Raw genomic sequence first — 19028 nt, forward strand, 5'->3', positions numbered from 1 at the left:
GCGCTCGCGTCGGGCCGAAGCGTCGCGGAGATCGTGGTCGAGAAGGGGCTTTTGAGCCAGTTGCAACTCGACGAGATTCTGCAGCCCGCCATGCTGACGCAGCCGAGGAAGATCCCGTCCGCTGCGTAAGGAAACATAGGCGGGGCGATTCGCTGATCCGCGACGTCCCGTCGTTGCGCTGTCAAATCAACCGAGGAGAATGGAAATGAGCATCAAGACCATCGTGCAGAGTTCAATGCTTGTGGCGGGGCTTGTGGCGGGCGCGAGCGCCCTTAGTGGAACGAACGCGTGGGCCGCCGACGTGGCACAAGAAGCGTCGACGACGCCCGCAGCCGGCACGCCGCGCATTCTCGTGCTGGCAACGGGCGGGACGATCTCCGGGACGGCTGATCCGCGCTCCGCGATTGGCTACAACTCGGGCAACGTGCTGGGCCAGGATCTCGTGCGGGGCGTTCCGGGCATCGAGAAGCTCGCGAATATCAGCGCCGAGCAGATATCGAATGTGGGCTCGCAGGACATGAGCGACAAGATCTGGTTTCAACTGGCGCACCGGATTCAGGAGGCATTCGATCGGAACGAGGTGGACGGCGTCGTGATTACGCACGGCACCGATACGGTCGAGGAAACTGCGTTCTTCCTTCAAAACGTGCTGCGCTCGGACAAGCCGGTGGTGCTGGTTGGCTCCATGCGTCCCGGAGGCTCGACGAGCGCCGATGGTCCCGGCAATCTTTATGAGGCCGTCGAAGTGGCGGCGAGCCCGAAATCTCAGGGGCGCGGCGTGCTGGTCGTGATGAACGACCAGATTCACGGGCCGCGCTGGATCACGAAGACCAATACGACAGCGGTGCAGGCTTTCGCCTCGCCGAATGCGGGCGCGATCGGCTATGTGGATCCCGCGAGCGTGCGGTTTGTCACGCCGCCCCCTCAATCAGCGCGTAACGTGCTGGGCTTGCCGGCGGGTGGCCAATTGCCGCGCGTCGAGATCGTGTATGCGCATAGCAACATGGATGGGCTGCAGATCGACCACGCGATCAGCGATGGAGCGAAGGGTATCGTGCTGGCGGGCGAGGGTGATGGCGACGCGTCGAAGGAAGCGCTCGCTGCGCTCGACCGGGCGGCCAAAAAGGGTATCGTCGTGGTCCGCTCGACGGGGGTGATGTCCGGATTCGTAAGCAGAAACGTGGAGGTCGACGATGACAAGAGAGGTTTCGTCGTCTCCCTTGACTTGAATCCGCAAAAGGCCCGGTTACTCACGCAATTGCTCATTGCGAACGGTGTTACCGATTTGGGAAAGCTACAGCACGCGTTTAGCGGCACTTGGTGATCGGCGCTTTGACTTGCTGGCCGTCGTTACCTCATCCACGACAGGGCCCAGTTTTCGAGCTTTGAGTCCGTCGCCGGATTCGTTCGATCCGGCACCTGGGAGCTTCGGCATTCAGCGCCGGCACGAGGGCTTCCCAAGTCGATAACCACTTTTTGCGAAGCTGGCGTTCAAGGAGGTTCCTGATATCGACGAGGCTGCGTTTTCGCAGCATGAACCGCGAACGCAACTCCGAGTAAAAAATCAACTGAGCGCCGTCACCGTGATTTCGACCAGCAAAATCCGGCGCCGCCAGTTGCGACTGAACTGTCGCACGCGTCGGCGCGCAGCCGTCGGGCACCCACGCGTCCCACAGCTCGTTCATGCCTGCGAAGTCGCGCGCAATGTCCGAGGCCACATCTGGGCCGAGACGAGCCGCGTCTTGTCGAACCCGGCCTTCTCCAGAAAGCCGTCGATCTTGTCGAGCACCTGACGCGTCTGCGCTTTGCCATCGGGCGTGACACAAAGTCGTCCGGAAAGTGCGACTTACAGTAAGCATACGCTCATGCAAAACGCGAAAGGCGCAGGACGGGGATGCCAGTGCACGGTTGCGGTCATCGTGACAGACTGTCCGGCCCTGCGCCGATGATCGGCGACACGTACAACGAGAAACACATTTGGCAAAACTGAGTGGAGATCCTTTGGCTGGCGACCGGTCCGGCAGGGCACGGTCTCCGCTTCACTGAAACTGAGCAAGCGCGGCAGCTATCGGAGTCAAAACGGCCGCACCGGGCGCACGCGCTCCATCGTCGACTTGCTGCGGGGGAGACGCGCAACGCGCTTGCCCGGGAGGAGTTCTTTGGGCGTCTCGGCAATTCCTTGATCGCGACTCCCGAGTTCTCGTGCATCTGTTTTACTTGGGGAGCGGTCGTTTCAGGTGGCGTGCCTCGAATGGCCATGAAGAATTGCCAAACGCATATTCGATTTTTCTGAGACCGGTCATTCAAGATCGGCCAGATTTCGGGAGGCTCGAATGACGGAAGTTGCCATCTCCCGCTTCCTTTGCCCGGTGAGCGCGATCCTCAATCGGCATCTGGTCCGTACTTCGCCTCCCGCTCGTGCCGGATGGAAAGCAGCATTACGCGTGTTGTGGAGCATGCGTACAGGATGAGGAAAGAAGAGAGAACGTATTCTCGAAACTCCGGCAATCCAGCTTGCACGGCAAGCTGCTTGACCTGCTCAAGCCAAGCTTGCGAGGCTGCGGACGTAAGTGCGTAGAATTCTGCGCGGCGGCCGATCTTAGGATAGTGCCCGAGGCGCTCGATGAGATGAACGATTTCCCTTTCCAGCATATCGGATCTTCGTGCGGCTGAGTCTTCGTCTTGAGCCAACATGAACTCTTCAATTGCGTCGAGAGATTCTCCGAAAAATTCCGCAACTTCAACGATGGTCATGTCTCGTTCTTAAGGCGACGTTTCTCAGCACGCTCCTGCAGTGACTTTCGAAAATTCTCCGCGGACATGACACGACCAGCCAGCACGTCCTGGATACCGCGTTCCGCATCCGACAGCATCAGCACGCGACCACGTTCGCGGCGCTCAAGCTCGTGGTAGTAGTCAAGCTTCTTCGCATCGACGATCGCGACGAAAGCCGCGCCGTTCTTCGTGAGCACTTTCTCAGCGCCCGCGACCACATCCTCGGCTAACTCCGTCAGCCGGGCGCGAGCTTCGCTAATCGGTACAACGTCCTGCGCACGGATGGTCATTTTAATACATCCTTTAATGAATCCATTAACGTTAATGTATGCGCGCCGCTTCCGTGGGTCAAGTTACTTTTCCCGTGAAACTAATCGATCGCGACCCAATTAAAGTGCTCACCTGTTGAGAATGCTGCATTCCCAGAACAGATGGCGGCGAGGCCATGGCTGCTTCAACGCGATTCCGAATCTCGCGATCATACCCAACGCAAAGCAGGAATCGATATCCTGGTGGCAGTAAATCAACTTTGCCGTGGCGCGCAAATCGTAGGGAGTAGAAGATAGATGCTGGCGTGCCTGTTGCCACGTCATGGCACGCCGCCGTAGAATGTGCAGCCGTGCATGCGGCACTGATGGCGCACCGCGTGGCTACCTGCGAGCCGGGCCTGTACATGTTCTGAGAAATCCGGACTCGCTGCCGGATCTCAAGCGGTCTCTACGTCCAGAATGGCTGTGGCAAAGAGCGACAGCTGATCGGGGCCGGTCTCTGAAAAACGCCGCCGTGGCGATGCACGTCGTACCGTCGAAATTCATCGCGCTACGACGCTACCGCGCGATCCGAGGCAAAGCTAAGATCAAGGGCGGCCGCCGCAGGCGACGGGCGCTCTTCCGGATTCGGCAAGGTCGGTTCGCGAGTACGAGCCTTATGCGTGGCGCGATGGATCGAATCGATATCCGGCCATTTCACATGTCCGGGGCTCAGCTGATTCGCGCGTCCGCGCCACTGTGCGCTGGGCGGCGATCTGCCGCAATTCAAGGTTGCCGATCCAGAGCAAGATCCGGTGCCTTTGCTTCTGCCTCCCCGAAATCTTCTCCGCGGTTCAATCCAAGCAGGTTGGCCACTGCGTCGTCCGCAGCCGCCTCCACCAGCCGCGTCTGCCAGCCAAGCGCTGTCGCTGCGTAACTCACCGCGGGGATGACATGGCCACAATCGTGCTGGCAGTAACGCCAGGCGCGCATGCCGTATTTCCACACCTCGCGCCAGGGGATCGAGCTTATGCCGACCAGGACGCCACTTTGCGAAAACGCCTCGCTCCATCGTTCGTCATCCACTGCAGCGCGACATTCAAGGGTGGTACCGGCTCAGGTAGTGGTAGATCCCACCGGGCAAGCCGGGCAGAGTCGGACACAGAAGATCGCCCTCGGTCGGATGCAGATTTTCGCTCGAAGGGGTGCAGCGCTGTGCCCACCGCTGGGTGCCGTAGGATTTCCACACCGACATAGTTTTGTCCGCCGGACGTCCTGCTTATCGCTCTTCAGAAGGGACATACCTCGAGCGTGGTTTTGCGTCTCTTGCGGCCCCGCAGGCAGGTTCGACCACTCATGGTCGATGCGCGCACCAATGCAAATTGCGACGGGTCATGAAGGATGGCAGGAACCATGACAAAACTGTCCAGTCAATTTTCCATCGAGCGCGTGCACGAAAGCTGTACGCTGGTGATTCTCCACAGCGACTGGATCGGACACAGATGAGAGCATGGCATTCGGCTTTCACACTCAGTCGTAGCTGCGACGCACTCGGGCACTGCATAACGTTCTGGGATATGACGACGTCGAGAAGGGGACCACGAATATTGGTGTCGGGCAGACGGGAGGGCGGAAGATGCAACTAATCGAACCGGATGAACGCCAGGTTTTCCTGGCGACCTTGCAGCGCAAGGGACTGGCGGAAGGTGAATTCGAACTGCTGGAAACGGATACGACTGACCCCAAGGGCGACGAGAACGTCGGCCTGCAGGGCTATGTCACCGTAACCAGACTATCAACACAAATTGCGAGGGAATACCCCATCGGATTCGAAACCAGTTGGGTGCACCATTTCAGACAGGACCTCGAAGCCGGCGTCTTCGATTAGGCGGAATGAGATCCCGCATCTCTGGCTGCAGGTGAGAGTTGACCGGCCACCCGGTGCGACTACCGGCCTAGCAGCAAGCCTACTCACGCCCCCACGTGCATCCGGAAGAACAACTCCTTCGGGCGCGTTGCCAATGTGGTTTTGTCGCATTAAGGGCAAGATGACGAACAGACGGCAGTATAGTGAGGATTACTTATGCCACCAGTGAGTAAAATGTATCGCGCACTGTTATCGCCAACACTTTGGGCACGGGTAAACGTCCGCCGGCGCGTTTTGCTCTGGGAGTAGCGTACGATTACCCCAAGCGGCGCACGCCGCACCTCGACGTCGACGGTGAAATCCACGGCGACGTCGCGCTCGACTCGTGCCTGCGCAAGAGGTGCTCCCGAATCTCGCGAACTATCTTAAAAGTGAACATTGGACGATCCAGCGAGCCTCAGGCGGTGGATCCGGTAGCTTTCAATAGAGAACGCAACCATGCTACGAAGCGATAGGCGACGGAAGTCCTGATCGAATCTGTTCTAACTTGGTCGATCGACATCCCAAGTCAGCAACATCGTGCGCATGACGGCGTGGCTAACCACCTGTATGCATGTCATACAAACATTCAAGTCTTACGCTGACCGAGTCACCACAATGTTTTTCACCTTATCCGAAAAGGGAAGCGACCGTGTCAAATCCGCTTAAACCATCCGGCTACGACCTCATCCACAATCCCCGCCTCAATCATGGCTCCGCGTTTACGCAGGCGGAACGCGAGAAACATCATCTGGAGGGCTTGCTTCCGCCGGGCGTCAGTTCGCTAGAACTGCAAGTCGCGCGGACGCATGCGGAACTGTCTCATCTCGACAATGACTTGCAGAAGTATCTGCTCTTATCGGACCTGCAGGCGCGAAACGAGACGCTCTTTTATGCGGTGTTGATGTCCGATCCCGCGACGTTCATGCCGGTGGTGTACACTCCAACAGTCGGCGAGGCATGTCAGAAATTCAATCACGTTTTCCGGGCGACACGAGGCCTTTATATTTCGATCAGTGCGCGGGGTCGCGTAAATGAGTTGCTTGCGAACTGGCCGGAGAAGGACGTTCGGTTTATCGTAGTGACGGACGGCGAACGCATTCTTGGACTGGGCGACCTTGGCGTAGGTGGTATGGGCATTCCTATTGGAAAGCTCGCGCTATATACAGCTTGCGCGGGCGTTCCGCCCCAACACTGCTTGCCTGTAATGCTCGATGTGGGCACGAACAACGCTACCCTTGTCGATGACCCCCTCTATCTCGGCCTTCGTCAGGATCGCGTTCGCGGGAATGATTACCACGCGTTTGTCAATGAGTTCGTGGAAGCGGTTCAGGCGACTTATCCGAAATGCTGCATTCAGTGGGAAGACTTCGCGAATTTCAACGCGGTCCCACTGCTTGCACGCTTCAAAGACACGACTTGCACCTACAACGATGATATCCAGGGCACTGCGGCGGTCGCGCTCGCGGGGATTTATGCCGCTTTGCGCATCTCGAAGCAGAAGCTCACGGACCAGGGATTCCTGTTTCTTGGCGGCGGCTCCGCGGCGACGGGTATCGCCGAGTTGATCAGTCAAGCCATGGCGATTGAGGGCATGAATATCGACACGGCACGCAAGCGAAATAATCTCTTCGATGTCAACGGTCTGATGGTCTCCTCCCGAACCGACCTCGCCGACTTTCAGAAGGTTTTTTCCATCGACCGCGAACCGATTTCATCGTTCTCGGACGCAATCGAGGAATTGAAGCCGACGGGGATTATCGGCGTGAGCACGGTGCCCAAACTTTTCAACCAACGGGTGATCGAAGCCATGAGCGCGCTTAATGAGCGGCCGATCATCTTCCCGTACTCGAATCCAACATCGCGTTCCGAGTGCACCGCTGAAGAGGCGTATCGATGGTCGAAGGGCAAGGCCATTTTCGCGAGTGGGAGTCCGTTCGCGCGGGTCGAGATAGAGGGGACGACCTTCGTTCCGGGGCAGGGCAACAACGTCTACATTTTCCCCGCGATGGGTATGGCGGTCTTCGCGACGGAAGCGACCCGCGTAACCGACGAGATGTTCATTATTGCAGCGAAGGCCGTAGCCGAGCAGGTTAGTGACGAAAGCCTCGAGAAAGGCCTGATCTATCCACCGCAAAGCAAAATCTACGAAGCGTCGATGCATGTGGCGGTGTCGGTGGCAGAGTATATTTTTGATCATAATCTCGCGCGGATCGAGAAGCCGCAAAATCTCACTGAGCATATAAAGGCGGTGGCTTATTCGCCTTCTTATAATGAACTTTGAAGGACTCGGGGGAAGGAAGCCGCAGGCGGCGGATCTGCCCCGTCTTGCTTGGAAGGAGCGGGCGGCGCCGTCAGGACACACGGAATCTAAAGCTTGGTATAGATGTAGTGAAAACGCGACGGCTCGTAAAAGAAGTGCAACACCCTGTCTCGTATAAGGTGTCGAGATGCCCGACACGACTTCGTTCGGCAACTCCAGCCTGAAGGACGCCTGGCCATCGCAAAGCCTACAGCTGGAGGATTGAGTATCCGGGCCATGGCCCGGATACTGGGGCTTGCCAGCCACCGCCAGCCGCGAGCTGATGCGAAACAGTCCGCCGTGGCGCGGACTAGCCGCGAAAGCCGCGAGTAGTCAGCGGCGACTTGCAGTTTCACCTCCACGCTCAGTGCTGTCTCTGTAGAAGTCGTTCTCGCCTTCCCATCGCCGCGGCGGCCGCCTATGGTCCATCGAAACTGCCAATACATTCCACGCACGGGTTTGTCCTGTTGTCGCGGACTGCCGCGAAGCGTAGCCTGTGCAGCATTCAGAACTGAGAATAGTCTCGCCCCAGTCTGCCTCATATGCTCGGGGCGTATCGTTGCTCCTTGTGGTCGCCAAGGGTGTAGTGTGCTCCACACGATGGCGTTAGTTTTCTGATCCGGTTGCGCCAAATCGTGGCAAAGCGTCCTGGGGAGATACCACGAATACGTGCGGGACGTTCAGCCCATCGAAGGAACCATCACTGCGGTCCGGCGTCGCAAGTTAGTGTCGTCGCGCAGACGACGTTTCCAGGCTTGAAAACGAGTTGTAGCGGGTGGCAGAGGGGTGCGGGCGCCTCGACACGCTGGCGATCCGCCAGATCGCGCTACCGTACCGAATGGCTAGATTAACAATCGAGACGACTGGTGGGAGCTCAAATGGCCGCAGGCAAACCGCTGTACAGGTCGCTTTATTTTCAGGTGATTGTCGCCATCGTCATCGGTGTCCTGGTCGGCTTTTTCGCGCCGCACTGGGGCGAGGCGATGAAGCCGCTCGGCGACGCCTTCATCAAGCTGATCAAGATGATCATCGCGCCCATTATCTTCTGCACCGTCGTCATCGGCATTGCGGGCATGGAAGATATGAAGAAGGTGGGCAAGACCGGCGGACTGGCTTTGCTCTATTTCGAAATCGTCAGCGGCATTGCTTTGCTCGTCGGGCTATTGATCGTCAACCTGGTGCAACCCGGCGCCGGAATGAACGTGGATCCCGCGACGTTGGACGCGAAAGCAGTGTCAATGGTGACCGGCGCGCGCAAGATGGAGAGCACTACCGAGTTTCTGATGAACATCATTCCATCGACCGTGGTCGACGCGTTCGCCAAGGGGGAGATATTGCAGGTTCTGCTGTTCGCGCTCATGTTCGGATTCGCCTTGCACGCATTCGGCGGTAGGGGCACGTTGGTATTCGATTTTGTAGAGAAGATCTCCCATGTGTTTTTCGGCATTGTCGGTATCATCATGAAGGTAGCGCCGATCGGGGCGTTTGGCGCAATGGCTTTCACCATTGGTAAATACGGCATCGGCAGCATGCTCTCGCTTGGCAAACTGATGGCGACCTTCTATGTTACCTGCCTGCTCTTCATCTTTGTCGTGCTCGGGCTCATTGCCCGCTTCCATGGTTTCAGTGTGTGGAAGCTGATCAAGTATCTGAAGGAAGAGTTGTTTATCGTGCTTGGCACTTCGTCATCCGAAGCGGCGCTGCCGCGGGTGATGGTTAAGCTGGAGAATCTCGGCGCGAAAAAGTCGGTGGTTGGGCTGGTCATTCCTACCGGCTATTCCTTCAACCTCGATGGCACATCGATCTACCTCACCCTGGCTGCCATTTTCATCGCGCAGGCAACGAACACCCCCCTTGATCTGACCCACCAGCTTACGTTGCTGGCGGTATTGCTGTTGACCTCCAAAGGTGCCGCCGGCGTCACGGGCAGTGGGTTCATTGTGCTAGCGGCAACACTGTCCGCCGTCGGACATGTACCTGTTGCGGGGCTGGCGCTCATTCTAGGCATCGACCGGTTCATGTCCGAAGCGCGCGCGCTAACTAATTTCATCGGTAACGCCGTGGCTACATTGGTGGTTGCCAAATGGACCAATGAACTCGATGAAACCAAAATGCGTAGCGTCCTGGATCACGAGACTCCGGAGGAGGCGGACGAGCCGGAAAAGGTGTGGGACCAGAAAGACGAAAGGATGCCTGTCGCCGCGGTGCCGGGCGCCCCGTCGGGTAGTGAGTGAGGGGCCGTGAACCGCCAGACGTGACGCAGGCCGAAACCGGATGCGGCCGCCTGAGCCGCAACTAACACACTCAGTAGCCAAGGGCGGTCGTCAGCGCCGTAACTCGACGCCAGCGAGGCAAGGACATTCTCGCGTCGGCTTTTGGATCGAATGCACATGGATAGAAAAAGAGTCACGCGTCGTCAGGCTGCGGCGATGTTGCCCATACCGCGTTTAAAGTCGATGATGCAGCCCATCGCACCAAAGATAGCGAGCGAGATTGCGCTCAACTATCACCTGACACTGGAAATCCTACGCACCGGCCTTGGCGATGAATACCATCTCGGAAGCATGGCACAAGTCACTTACACGGCGATGCTTGTCAGTCAGACAAGCGATGCAAGCGGGCGTGCAGGACTGTTTCGTGAGGCGAAGGAAACTATCCTGCGCTGCCGCCGGGCAGGCCTTGAAACTGGTGTTTGGATAGCGGACGAACGAGCTTACGCGCTTCTCGGCGAAATTCTCACAGTGTTCGATCAGCAACTTGCCACAGTGGCCCTCGAGGAATTCAAGGTGGCAAATGAAAGTCTCAAACGGATTTTTAGCGCAACGGAAGTCGACCCGAAAGGTTCTGGCGTTTGTCTGCGTCCACCGGCGCTTTCGAAGTAAATGCTCGCTGACCGATCGCGCACTCTGACACGAAGTTCGAAGACGCGACCTCGCGACCGCTGGACGTGGAACGGTGCGCGTCCAACAGGCCATGCACGGGGAATCGAGCAAGATGCCGAGTTGGCCACTCTCACTGTGCCCGGGCGATGGGAAGTCGCGCAGAAATTAGATTGAATCGGAGTCCAGACCAAATCAGTCGCCGATTGCGGGTCGATTTTCCTGATGATGCAGCAAGTGCCCTAGCGCCGATCCGCCCGACGGCCATGCCGTCGCCCCTTCCATGGTACGTTGGGAGACCTGGAATCGGCCTACCTCGCGAATCAGCGACCGCACCGGCCAATCGTCTGCACGTATGTTCGTAGCCGTTCGTTTCCCGCGAGTTTGGCGGCCTTCGGCCGCTCGCTCTGCTTTCCACTGCGCAACTGTTGCCCGATAGGTCAGCGTACCACTACGTGTAGCCGCGTTCCGGCGCAATTCGCTAGAGATGGTTGACGGCGACCGATCTAGGCTCCGTGCGATCTCTCGAACCCCGTGATCCTGCGCCCACAGCAGCGCGATCTCCTCACGTTCCGAGAATGATAGATAGCGATCCGAGCGAGGCACCAGGTCAATCGGCTGCATACCACCGGCTTCGCGAAACCAACGCGGACCCAACGGTTAGGACACGCCGCATTCCAACGCCGCGGCGTCACTCTCCATTCCCCCTGCAATGCATTTCCAGAACGCTTGCTTCGTCTCCAACTGATTGACACCTGGCCTGCCAGGCGATGGCATTACCGGCCGCCCCGTTTGTCCCGAGGCCCAACCTCGTGGTCGTCCCATCTAACACCTCCGTTTTGGAGATGTTGCAACGACCGGTTGAATCCGCCCAGTACGCGAGCGATGAATACCAGGCCTTGCTAAAGCAGCATCATGTGGTTTGCAGCATGAGCCGCAAGGGAAGTTGCTGGGACAACTCGGTGATGGAGCGATTCTTCCTGAACCTGAAAATGGAACGCGTGTGGCAGCGCCAGTACGCCAACCACGATGGAGCTCGACGCGACATCAACCAGTACATCGTCGGTTTCTACAACGCCGTACGACTGCATTCGATTTTGGGCTATCTGTCGCCCGCTGCCAACGAGGCGAAACCGACAGTGGCAGAACCTATCTGCTTGTCCGAAATAACTTGACCACTACACGTGGGCAGGCGCGGCGCTTGCGATTGGGTGCACGAATAACCCCGGCGGCAAATGTTTTGGCCGTTCAAACTACTCAGGAAAATCGATGAACCCCTTCGACCCGTTTGCTTCGGCGCATCACGCGCTCTGGTCGCTCTTTGCATGCGGACCGGTCGGGCTGGCCGCACGGTATTTCATAGACCCGCAGGCAAGTGATGGGCGCTGCGACCCCAAAGCAGGATCCCACCGGATAACCCACGAGCCGGAGCCGCTCCCTAGCGGTGGCGCGAGCGTGCAGGTACGCACCGGTGCGTTGCGCGTAAAAAGCGCCATCCTCAAAACGGGCAGTCCGCAATGGTTAAGCTGCCGCTTTGAGCACGCCGGTGAAACACGACACTTTAAGCTCTATGTTCCGGGCTGCTACAACGGGCAGCCGCTGCCCTTGATCGTTATGCTCCACGGGGCGCAACAAGACCCCGACAACTTCGCGACGGGAACAAGGATGAATGCCACCGCGGAAGAGGAAGGCTATATCGTCGTCTATCCCGCGCAATCGGCGAGTGCCAATCCGATCAGGTGCTGGAACTGGTTTCGACCCGGAGACCAGACGCGCGACTCGGGCGAATGCGCAATGATTGCAGCACTCACGCGGGATGTCATGACGATGTGTAAGGTTGATGAAGGTCGAGTGTTTGTTGCGGGGATGTCTGCCGGCGGCGCCATGGCCGTCAATCTCGCAGTGACGCATTCGGACCTCTACGCAGCCGCCGCAATTCATTCAGGCGTGGCCTTCGGGGTCGCCACGGAGCCGATGTCGGCACTTTGTGCGATGAATGACGGGATGGGCAAGGTCCGGTTGCGAGAACGATCGAATAGTGGACTTTGCCCGCGCGCAGTGCCGATGATCGTCTTTCACGGCGACGCTGACGACACCGTGCATCCGCGTAACAGCGATCAGATCGTTGCAATGAGAGCGCTCTTGCTCGGCGACCCGAACCGGGCCCCTTCGCCGGCTTCGACGCGGGTAGACAGGGAAGAAAGCGGCCACGCCTATACGCGACATATTTTCCATGATGATAGATGCGTCGCAATCGGCGAACAGTGGCTTGTGCACGGGCTCGGTCACGCATGGTCCGGAGGTCACCCCGGCGGTACGCATACCGACAGTCGCGGACCAAACGCAACGCGGGAGATCGTCCGATTCTTCGAACAATTTGCCATCGACTCGCGAACGGTTGAGTGACTGGCAGTCTGTCTGCAGACGGTGCGAAACAGGCCGCTCGCATGTGTTGCGAGAAATGATCTGCGTGTGCCGCCCTGCGGGGAGCTTGTCCGTCCCGGGACGTTTGTGGCGACCTGATCGACAAGATTCCCTTCGGCGCATCAATGAATAAGGGACTCACCTGGAAGATGGGTCAAACCAAAGTAAACCGATGGACCGATGACCTGCTTAAGCGCATCCAGGAAGGGCAGATCGATCCGTCTTTTGTTATTTCGCACACGATCCTGCTCGAAGAGGGACCGGGGATGTATAAGACATTTCGCGACAAAGAGGATGGTTGCATCAAGGTCGTGCTGAAGCTTTGACGGTATTGCGTTCGGTGAAGAAAGGCCGCCCCGAGCGTCGAGAGTGCCCACCGGTTCCGCACCGGCTTTAACGGTCTCTGCATCTGACTGACGTGCCTCAATTCGAAGGTGGAGGGGCGAAGGGGAGACGAGGGCACCTTCGTCGGGCGCCCTAGTGGTTCTCGCTTGCTATACCGCCACACCGGCGCCGAGATCTGCCCCGGTCGTCGGATCAAGGCTCGTGTCCGACGCGGTTCGCGAGGCCATTGCCTGAAGGACCTTCACATCCGCGGCGGAAACTCCAACGGTTGCCAGGCCATCGCCGCCGTCAACAGCCGGTTGGGGATCTTCAACGAAGGTCCAGTCCGGCCCTTCGTCCCAAGGTCCGCGAGTCGCATCCGCCCCGTTTTCGCCTTTCGACATGTTGTAATACACGCTCGTAAATTCGGGCACGCCGGGGAGCTTGCCTTGCGGAAAATTGGGCTGAATCGAGTGCAGCGCTTTTTCAAATGACTTCTGGTGAGCAATCTCGCGGGTCATTAAGAAGCCGAGCGTTTCCTTGATGCCGGCGTCGTCCGTGACATTGATGAGGCGCTCATAGACAATCTTTGCCCGGGCTTCGGCCGCGATGTTCGAGCGCAGGTCGGCGGTCGGCTCGCCGATTGTGTCGATGTAGGCCGAAGTCCACGGAACACCGGCCGAGTTAGTGAGCGCCGGGCCGCCGCCGTATAACAAGGCGGTGGTGTGCGAGTCGTTCCCGCCTGACGTGATTGACCGATACAACTCGGCTTCCGATTCCACCGCCTCCGCCAATTGTCCCTTCGCGCCCTTGTTGAGCATCGCCACGATCGACCCGATGATCTCCAGATGGCTCAATTCTTCGGTCGCGATATCGAAAAGGAGGTCCTTGCGGCCCGGATGTTCACCGATGTTGCACCGGGTAGCAGGCGCGACCGTGTGGTCGCGAGGCACCCGCTTTGGCGGGCACCCGGTTCTCAGAGTCACCGACTCTGGCAAATGGCGGCGGGGCCGCCCGAAAGATGACTGCGGTAGATGACTGCAGGGAAGATGGTGCACGACTCGTTCCTGCGCACGAAAAAACGGAATCTGGGCACGCCACTTGCCCTTGGGCTTGCAAAGGACAGGTGCTTCGAGCGCCGACGCCCAATGCGATGCGAACGGAGAAAAAGATGATCGGTGTCGTTATTCCTGCCCATAACGAGGCTGCGCACATCGTGACCTGCCTTCAATCCGTATTGCGGGCTGCCGCGCACCCGGAGTTGGCTGGCGACATTGTAAGGACGTTTGTCGTTGTCGACAGTTGCACCGACTCTACTGCAGCGCTGGCCCATGCCTGCGGAGCCGAAACGATATGCGTAACAGCGCGCAACGTCGGCGTCGCCCGTGCGGAAGGTGCGCGCGTCGCATTGGCTGGCGAGGCGCGCTGGCTCGCATTTACTGATGCCGATTGCGCAGTCGCCGATGACTGGCTTGCTTGCCAGCTCAGATGCAATACCGAGGTGGTATGCGGGGTGATTCAAATCGACGACTGGACAGGTCATCACGAGGCGGTCCGCGAGGACTTTGTCTCCACTTATACCGACGCGGACGGCCATCGCCACATCCACGGCGCGAATCTGGGCTTGACTGCCGCGGCCTATGTGCGCGTCGGCGGCTTTCCCCCGCTTGAATGGAACGAGGACGTTGCGCTCGTTCGTGCCTTAATCGATAGCGGCGCGGAGATTACATGGAGCGCGGCCGCCCGGGTGGTGACGAGCGCACGTGTCGACTCTCGGGCAGACAAAGGATTCGGTGCGACCCTACGCGCGGTAAGTGAAAAAGTAGGCCGACAGTACGCCAGTTCGACGTGGGCGCAAAGCGTCCTTGCCGGCCCAGCGAGCGGCGAATCAGGTCAAACGTAGACTTGCACGAGGCGAGCGGGTTCTCGTGACTCTTCAACCCTGACAACTCGACATTCACGCAGACCCAGATGGCCGAGGTCCGGCAACGCGCGCCCATCGATGGCGTCAGTACAAGTCATTCATACAAACCCGGCGGTGTTGCCTCGCGCGAGAGCGTGCGTCGACGCGCCATCTATGAGTTTGGCATCCGCGTTTTATTCCGCCTCGGCTGGGAAGCCGAAAGGCTGTGATGTGGAGACACCGAGCACGCTCGGTGCCGAAGGGCGCGGCGCTCTGTTCGATTGCCGATACCTGGGAGGTTGAGAAACGCGTAAGGGACGATATTGCAATCCACGTGAATCACCGGGGGCCTTGGGACTGTGACTTCCTTTTTGACCAGAGCGATCCTCCTAGCGCGGCATGCGCATAGTGGAATGGAGCCGCGAATTCAGGTGGCACGATGCGTGCGTCTTGGTGTTTCTCGACCTCAAAGCACGCCACATGAAAGCCACGATCCTCTCCCACCAAGAGGCACCCGACTCGTCACCGACCGAGATTCATCAATTCACCTTCCAACTCGACGATGGAAAGGCGTCGCTCTATTCTGAATCAATTTCGTTGCGCACTGCACGTGTCATCGTTGAGAACCGTCGAGGACGGCAATGCGTTCATTAAGATGTTGCAGGCGATTGTCGCTGCCGACCCCGATGATTACTACGGCCTGGTCGGCAAAGCATATCCGGACCACTTTACTGTCGGCAATGCCGGCGATCGCCCGATGCCCGGACCGGACAGCGAAGGCCCTCGACCGTGAGATTCGGGGTGTCCTTACAGCGGAGCCTTGGCGACTAGCTCGGGAACGCGTGGAGGAAGAGCTTCGACATGAGCCCCAGCGGGCTTTCTTTTGCCTGCGTTCTTGTGGATGTACAGATTAAGAGACGTGGGTTACCTATGCGGGTAGGGCGACAAGCACAGCACTCCGTAATCTGCGCAGGATTGTTGTATACAGGCAGGCCGCCGCGAAATCCGCGCGCAGAGCTTGCGCACTGTTGTGTTGAGCAGCTTCGCGTGCAGTTCAAGGGCACGCGCTGAGGGGGCGGCTAGGCGGTTCCCACGGGAACCGCCCTACGACCCGTCAAACGGTTGGACCCGCGCGTCCTCTGCTAAAGAGCCGCACGAGGGCCAGCAAGATAACGGCACCGATTAGCGCGGTGAGAAGAGAACCGATTCCGTTACCCAAGTGAACACCGAGTGCGCCTCTAAGCCACCCGCCAATGAACGCGCCGACAACCCAACGATGATTGCGAACCCGCCTCCATCAACAATTCGCCCCGCCAACGCGCCAGCGACCTTTAACGAGCGATGAGCATACCGATGACCATGCCCCAACTGCGGCCAATGCTATGGATTTCCACGGGTTCTCGTGGACGAAATCATCTGTTGAATCTGTCACAACGCGATATTTTTCCTTCACGGCGCCCTGCGCGCCTGACAACTTGTCCTTCACTGTCGCAAGCCGATCCCTCGTCTCCGGATTCCGGGGTAGCCACCGGAATCCGACCCGGCGGCTGAGTCCCACGTTTTTGACACGTCGCGGAAATTAGAACTATCTGCCGAGTTCGACGGCGGCGAAGAGGTGGCGGGGATCGACTCTCCTGATTGCAACTTGTCGTTTCCTGATGACCGTGACGAAGTGGACACATCCGCGGCGGCCACGCCGCGCGCGCCGGAAAGGGTCGCGGAACCGGGCACGCCGGGGGACGAGGCTTGACTTGATTCGGCCATGTGAGTCTCCAGAGAGTGGATCGATAGAAGCGCGACAGGATACGCAAACCTCATACCCCCGCATCGCGTCACTAGTATCTAGTGCTCGCCGCTAACTCGGATGGTTTGACACACCGGATCGGCAGAGCGCGCCGAGCCCGAACGCAGGGGTCATCGTCTTCGCGAGCTCATCATCGTCGGACAGACTGCGCACGGCACGTGTCATCGTTGAGGATCTGGAAGACGGCAACGCATTCATCAAGATGCTTCAGGCAATCGTCGCCGCCGACCCTTCTGATTACGACAGCCCACGTCGGCAAAGCATATTCAGATCACTTTACGACCGGCCACGGCGGTGAGCGGCCGATGCCCGGACCGGACAGCGAAGGCCCCCGCCCGGTGTCCAAACGGCGGTGCGTCAAAGCAAATGACTTTGACAGGTGCATTCATATTCTCCCCCGGCGGAGCTCTGTTGCATCTTCTTCCGAGACACGGGAGCACCTTGAGTTGGCTGCGCATCGCTTTGGGCCACGGGCTCGTGCTTGTGTTCGTGATGAGACGGCAGTCGCGCGAGCCGTTCCGAAACGGGCGGATGACGCTGCCGATGAGACACGTGCTCGGCCCCATTACTCGCTCCTATGGGCTCAGCATGCTTTTCAGGTCATAAAGCGGAAGTGCACCCGTGACCATCTCGCCGCTCGCAAAAATAATCGTGGGTGTGATCCTTATACCTAGGCCTCGCGCCAACTCGAGGTTGCTGTCGATCGGTGCGCCAGCGCACGCGTGGCATCGTGCCGGAGGCCGCCCGTCGAGCATCCAGCGACGCCAAGTCGCCTCGCGGTCGGATGCACACCAGATTGCAGTTGCCATCGGCTTCGAATCGGCTGTGAGGATCGGAAACAGGAACGTATAAATAGTGACATTGGACAGCTCGCTTAATCTGCGCTCGAGCGTCCTGCAGTAGGGACAATAGGGATCGGCGAATACTGCCAGCTTCCGGCTCCCGTTACCGTGGACGGTCTTGATCGCGTGACTGAACGGCAAACTGTCGAAGTCGACGTGCCGGTCTTGCATTTGCGTCGCGCTCGCTTCATCGTCCGCCCTCGCCGCCGGACCCGGTAACAGCAGCGCCGAAATCGAGACTAAGGCGGCGGCTACAGCGCAGACGCCAAGCATGGACCTAGGTTTCATCGACCTGCCGCGCTGGTAGAGCATGTTCGCCGCAACGGGATTGTGACGGCGAAGGAGACGCAGTCGAGCCGCCTCGCGTTCGCGAGACGACTTGTAGAGGCACTCGGGCAGGTGTCGTGACGCACGCTTGCGTCAAATGGTGAGGCATTCGAGCATTGCCAGACGGAATAGGCATTCGAGCTTTAGTCGGCGGCTCGATAGTCTTCCACGCATAATGCTGCACGCCGGAAGCGTTCGGGGACGTACGCGCCTGCGTGCCACGCGCGGGTTCCCGAGCTCGACGATGCGGACGGTGGCAAATCTTGCACGAATTCGTATCGAAAATACGCAAAAGACGTCGTGCCGGCGGGGCGTATCGTGACGGCGGCAGGGGGCGAACTCGGGATTGATCGTCGGTTCGCTTCATTTCGACCGCGCGAGTTCTCCGCTCGACGTTCCGACTGACCTCGGAACGCTGCTCTACCAGGCGCGCCGGGCGGCTCATGCCGGGCAGGGCGATCTTAGCATGATAGGCATTATGCGCGCGTTGCGCGACGACCTGCAAATCAGCTTCGAAGTGCCGATGGAAAACTGGCCTAGGAGGACAGCAAAAGCCACCAAGCGGGCGAGCAAGCTCCGCGATGCGACGCTCGCCGTAGTCGATGCGGCCTCTGGCCGCGATGATGATGCGGCGCGCCGGGACGATGTGCCGTCCGCATCCGCAATCATTGCCAGCTTGCCTCGGACCACGCTGACCAGCGATGGCTCAATGAGAACAAGACGGTTTAGCTTACCTGCTTCAATTCATCGAGGTTGACGACGCCGGTTTGACTCGTGAACGCAAGTGAGTGTCCGTGGCTTTGCTGCTGCGATACGCCGCTGATCTGGTGACCGCCGCTGTCGTAGGTCCGAACGCTGCCGTGCTCTTCGATCAGCAGCCGATGCTTTTCGGCAAAGAAAGCGTAGCGCACGTCATTTGTGAACCGCTCGAAGATGCGTGGCCCAAATCGTCAGGCCACCACTTTTCCATCGAAGGCATGGGTTTCATCGGCTCCATGGGCTTCATGGGTTTCATCGGTTCCATCTTGTGTCCTTTTGGCAAACGACCGCAGGTCGCCTGCCACTCATTTATTCGCGCGGAAGCACCTTGTCAGGTCGTCAAGGCCACCCTTGAGCTTCCTCCAGCCACGATAACTTGAGCAGTCGTCCATAGCGTTCGAGATTCTATTTGACATAAGGCAATTTAGCGACTTTTCATATGTGGGGGCAATATCCTAATGTCGTGTTCTAGCAAGATAGAAATGTCGTGTTTTGCTACGGGTGCCATGCTGGGCGCTTCCGATCCGACGCCGGG

17 protein-coding genes and 5 pseudogenes are annotated in these 19028 nt (G+C 58.8%); 13 read left to right on the plus strand and 9 right to left on the minus strand.

Annotated elements, in window-relative coordinates; translation table 11 throughout:
- Positions 1-129 (plus strand): hypothetical protein (locus AWB81_RS33190; protein ID WP_144444238.1); only part of this gene is annotated, 129 nt, incomplete at its 5' end.
- Between the two features lie 76 nt (positions 130-205).
- Positions 206-1324 carry an asparaginase gene (locus AWB81_RS33195; protein ID WP_062641539.1) on the plus strand — a complete coding sequence of 373 codons (1119 nt, stop codon included), beginning with the start codon at positions 206-208 and terminating at the stop codon, positions 1322-1324.
- 240 nt (positions 1325-1564) lie between these two features.
- Here the strand turns inward: AWB81_RS33195 and AWB81_RS33200 are convergent.
- The 4 genes and pseudogenes from AWB81_RS33200 to AWB81_RS47320 all read right to left on the minus strand — a co-directional run.
- Positions 1565-1819, minus strand: a pseudogene (locus tag AWB81_RS33200) (RidA family protein); the annotation flags it as partial.
- 563 nt (positions 1820-2382) lie between these two features.
- Complete coding sequence (locus tag AWB81_RS33205) at positions 2383-2754, minus strand: hypothetical protein (protein ID WP_062641541.1); 372 nt, start codon at positions 2752-2754, stop codon at positions 2383-2385.
- Positions 2751-3065, minus strand: a complete 315-nt coding sequence (locus AWB81_RS33210; protein WP_062641543.1) for a type II toxin-antitoxin system prevent-host-death family antitoxin — start codon at positions 3063-3065, stop codon at positions 2751-2753. Before AWB81_RS33210 ends, AWB81_RS33205 begins: the two co-directional genes overlap by 4 nt.
- A 744-nt stretch (positions 3066-3809) precedes the next feature.
- Positions 3810-4109: a nitroreductase family protein gene (locus AWB81_RS47320; protein WP_235026033.1), complete on the minus strand. Its 300-nt coding sequence runs from the start codon at positions 4107-4109 to the stop codon at positions 3810-3812.
- A 550-nt stretch (positions 4110-4659) separates the two neighbouring features.
- Between AWB81_RS47320 and AWB81_RS33220 the strand changes: the two genes are divergently transcribed.
- The 4 genes from AWB81_RS33220 to AWB81_RS33235 all read left to right on the plus strand — a co-directional run bounded on the left by AWB81_RS33220 (position 4660) and on the right by AWB81_RS33235 (position 10113).
- Positions 4660-4911: a hypothetical protein gene (locus AWB81_RS33220; RefSeq protein ID WP_062641547.1), complete on the plus strand. Its 252-nt coding sequence runs from the start codon at positions 4660-4662 to the stop codon at positions 4909-4911.
- Positions 4912-5581: 670 nt separating this feature from the next.
- Entirely contained in the window at positions 5582-7213 is a 1632-nt protein-coding gene (locus AWB81_RS33225) for an NAD-dependent malic enzyme (RefSeq protein ID WP_062641549.1), read from the plus strand.
- An 896-nt stretch (positions 7214-8109) separates the two neighbouring features.
- Positions 8110-9465 (plus strand): dicarboxylate/amino acid:cation symporter, encoded by a 1356-nt coding sequence (locus AWB81_RS33230; RefSeq protein WP_062641550.1) that lies wholly within the window; start codon positions 8110-8112, stop codon positions 9463-9465.
- 156 nt (positions 9466-9621) lie between these two features.
- A complete protein-coding gene (locus AWB81_RS33235; RefSeq protein WP_087135368.1) occupies positions 9622-10113 on the plus strand; it encodes a hypothetical protein in 492 nt (163 codons plus the stop codon).
- Between the two features lie 242 nt (positions 10114-10355).
- Here the strand turns inward: AWB81_RS33235 and AWB81_RS33240 are convergent.
- Positions 10356-10935, minus strand: a pseudogene (locus AWB81_RS33240) (transposase); the annotation flags it as partial.
- On the opposite strand from AWB81_RS33240, the gene AWB81_RS33245 reads away from it, so the two are divergent.
- From AWB81_RS33245 to AWB81_RS33255, 3 genes and pseudogenes are all read left to right on the plus strand, one after another.
- Positions 10881-11285, plus strand: a complete 405-nt coding sequence (locus AWB81_RS33245; RefSeq protein ID WP_062641552.1) for an integrase core domain-containing protein — start codon at positions 10881-10883, stop codon at positions 11283-11285. The pseudogene AWB81_RS33240 and the gene AWB81_RS33245 overlap by 55 nt on opposite strands.
- Before the next feature lie 94 nt (positions 11286-11379).
- Positions 11380-12516, plus strand: coding sequence for an extracellular catalytic domain type 1 short-chain-length polyhydroxyalkanoate depolymerase (locus tag AWB81_RS33250; protein WP_062641553.1), 1137 nt, complete (start codon positions 11380-11382; stop codon positions 12514-12516).
- Between the two features lie 25 nt (positions 12517-12541).
- Positions 12542-12860, plus strand: a pseudogene (locus AWB81_RS33255) (glutathione-dependent formaldehyde dehydrogenase); the annotation flags it as partial.
- A gap of 168 nt (positions 12861-13028) precedes the next feature.
- On the opposite strand, the pseudogene AWB81_RS33260 reads toward AWB81_RS33255, so the two are convergent.
- Positions 13029-13763 (minus strand): annotated as a pseudogene (locus tag AWB81_RS33260) (manganese catalase family protein); the annotation flags it as partial.
- A gap of 266 nt (positions 13764-14029) precedes the next feature.
- On the opposite strand from AWB81_RS33260, the gene AWB81_RS33265 reads away from it, so the two are divergent.
- Together AWB81_RS33265 and AWB81_RS45985 are read left to right on the plus strand one after the other, a co-directional pair.
- On the plus strand, positions 14030-14761 hold the full coding sequence (locus AWB81_RS33265) for a glycosyltransferase family 2 protein (RefSeq protein WP_087135369.1): 732 nt from the start codon (positions 14030-14032) through the stop codon (positions 14759-14761).
- Between the two features lie 619 nt (positions 14762-15380).
- A complete protein-coding gene (locus tag AWB81_RS45985; RefSeq protein ID WP_159938977.1) occupies positions 15381-15554 on the plus strand; it encodes a hypothetical protein in 174 nt (57 codons plus the stop codon).
- A gap of 321 nt (positions 15555-15875) precedes the next feature.
- On the opposite strand, the pseudogene AWB81_RS33275 reads toward AWB81_RS45985, so the two are convergent.
- The 3 genes and pseudogenes from AWB81_RS33275 to AWB81_RS33285 form a co-directional block, all read right to left on the minus strand.
- Positions 15876-16129: pseudogene (locus AWB81_RS33275) on the minus strand (GlsB/YeaQ/YmgE family stress response membrane protein).
- Entirely contained in the window at positions 16059-16319 is a 261-nt protein-coding gene (locus AWB81_RS48565; RefSeq protein WP_327372926.1) for an ElaB/YgaM/YqjD family protein, read from the minus strand. The pseudogene AWB81_RS33275 and the gene AWB81_RS48565 overlap by 71 nt, the downstream one beginning before the upstream one ends.
- A gap of 821 nt (positions 16320-17140) precedes the next feature.
- On the minus strand, positions 17141-17719 hold the full coding sequence (locus AWB81_RS33285) for a DsbC family protein (protein WP_062641556.1): 579 nt from the start codon (positions 17717-17719) through the stop codon (positions 17141-17143).
- A gap of 361 nt (positions 17720-18080) precedes the next feature.
- Between AWB81_RS33285 and AWB81_RS45055 the strand changes: the two genes are divergently transcribed.
- Together AWB81_RS45055 and AWB81_RS45990 are read left to right on the plus strand one after the other, a co-directional pair.
- Complete coding sequence (locus AWB81_RS45055) at positions 18081-18491, plus strand: hypothetical protein (RefSeq protein WP_143753577.1); 411 nt, start codon at positions 18081-18083, stop codon at positions 18489-18491.
- 37 nt (positions 18492-18528) lie between these two features.
- Entirely contained in the window at positions 18529-18873 is a 345-nt protein-coding gene (locus AWB81_RS45990) for a hypothetical protein (protein WP_159938978.1), read from the plus strand.
- Positions 18874-19028 lie beyond the last annotated feature (155 nt).

Source organism: Caballeronia arationis, from assembly GCF_001544975.2.
In the GTDB taxonomy this organism is placed as follows: domain Bacteria; phylum Pseudomonadota; class Gammaproteobacteria; order Burkholderiales; family Burkholderiaceae; genus Caballeronia; species Caballeronia arationis.